This window comes from Streptomyces hirsutus (genome assembly GCF_001418415.1).
Lineage (GTDB): Bacteria > Actinomycetota > Actinomycetes > Streptomycetales > Streptomycetaceae > Streptomyces > Streptomyces hirsutus.
This window is the reverse complement of record NZ_LIQT01000594.1, coordinates 1-1,915: the sequence shown is the minus strand read 5'-3', so window position 1 is coordinate 1,915 and position 1,915 is coordinate 1. Positions and strand designations below refer to the sequence as shown.

The window sequence follows — 1,915 nt, the reverse complement described above, 5'->3', positions numbered from 1 at the left end:
GGTACTCCTCCGGGCCCGGCGGGTACTCCTCCGGGCCCGGCGGGGCCGGGACCGTGCCCGCCGGGCCCGCGGCCCCGGACTCCGTCCGCGTCCCCGTCCCGGCCCGCGACCGCGACACCGCCACGCCCGCCAGGCACAGGGCGCCTCCCAGGAGGGTGAGCGGGCCCGGCACTTCGCCCAGCGCGAGCCAGGACATCAGCACGACCAGGGCGGGCACCGCGTACGTGGTCGCGCCCATCCGGCTCGCGGTCGTCCTGGTCAGGGCGTAGGCCCAGGTGGTGAACGCGAGGGCGGTCGGAAAGACGCCCAGGTAGACCATGTTGAGCGTGGCGGAGACGGGCGCTTCGGCGGCCTCCCGGACGAGCTGCCCGGCGAAGGGCAGACACACCACCGCCCCGACCAGGCACCCGTACGTCGTCACCTGCAGAGGGCTCCCCGTTCCCAGGGCGGGCTTCTGCGCGACCACGCCCGCCGCGTACGCCATCGCCGCCAGCAGACACAGCACCACCCCGAGCACCGAGGAGCCGCCCTCGCCGGACATCGACAACCCCACGGTCACCGCCCCGGCGAACGACACGGCCATGCCGGCCAGCAGCCGCGGCGGCACCGAGTCCCCGAGCAGCCGGGCGCCGAGCAGCGCGATGAGGATCGGCCCGACATTCACCACGAGGGCCGCCGTGCCCGCGTCGACCTGCTGCTCGCCCCAGTTGAGGGCGACCATGTAGAAGCCGAACCAGAGCACTCCCGACACCATGATCCCGCGCCACGCGGAACGCGGCGGTACCCCTTCCCTCCGCCACAGGCAGATCGCCCCCAGCACCAGCACGCCGGCGGCCAGCCGCCCGAGGGCGAGTGCTCCCGGCGAGTAGGCGGCCCCCGCGCTGCGGATCGACACGAAGGCGGAGGCCCACAGCACCACGGTGACGGTGGCGGCCCCGGCGGCGAGCAGCTCCGCACGCCGGGCGGAGCGCGGACGGGAAACGTTCATCATGGTCCAGAGGTTAGGAGGGGAGGGATCCCGGGGGCTCGCGCTTTTCGGACGGGGCCTACGGAACGTACGGAGCGGGGCACGGCGGAGCAGGGGTACCGGAGCGGTTCGGTGCGGTGCGGGGGACGCCGGTCATCGCAGGGCCGACTTTTCGATCCCCAGCAGTTCCGACAGCGCCCGCTCGCCCTCCTCCGTCACCTTCACCGCGCGCTCGGAGCCGATGCGGACGCACCACCGCACGTCCAGGGCGTGCCGGCACAGGGCCGCGCCGGCGGCTCCGGCGAGGTGGGGGCGGCGTTCCGTCCAGTCCAGGCAGGCACGGGCCAGCGGGCGGCGGCCGTGCCGGTCGAGGCCGATGCCGAGGGTCTCGAACCAGCGCAGGCCCGTCTCGGTGAGCGCGAACCCGGTGTCCTGGAGCAGCAGCCCGCGGGCCGTGAACGCGTCCGTGACCGCGATTCCGAGCCGGCCGGCGAGATGGTCGTAGCAGGTCCGCCCGCGGGCCGCCGCCGAGCCCGCACCCGCCTGCCGCAGGGTGCGCGGACGCCGGTCCGCATCCGGGGCGACCCGCGCGGTCAGTTCCTCCACCAGCTGGGCGGCCCGCGCGTCGGCGAGCCGTACGTACCGGTGCCGGCCCTGTCGTTCCTCGGCGAGCAGCCCGCCGGCGACGAGCTTGCCCACGTGCCCGCTCAGCGTGGAGGGGGCGACACCCGCGTGCCGCGCCAGCTCGCCCGCCGTCCAGGCCCGGCCGTCCAGCAGTGCCAGCAGACACGCGGCCCGGGTCTCGTCGGCGAGCAGTCCGGCGAGCCGTGCGAGCCCGGCGGACCGGGGGTCCTTCGTGGTCATGCGCCCCAGCATGCGGTACGGACACTTCGGCGACGGCCGAACCGTACGGTCGGGCCGGCCCCCTGGCCCCCTGAGCCCCTGACC

Annotated in this window: 2 protein-coding genes; both read right to left on the bottom strand. The window is 75.6% G+C overall.

Annotated features, from left to right (window positions below):
- On the bottom strand, positions 1–991 hold a 991-nt coding region (locus AOK11_RS35290), incomplete at its 3' end, for a DMT family transporter (RefSeq protein WP_079035280.1).
- 129 nt (positions 992–1,120) lie between these two features.
- Positions 1,121–1,831, bottom strand: coding sequence for an ArsR/SmtB family transcription factor (locus AOK11_RS35285; protein ID WP_055597731.1), 711 nt, complete (start codon positions 1,829–1,831; stop codon positions 1,121–1,123).
- Between the last annotated feature and the right edge of the window lie 84 nt (positions 1,832–1,915).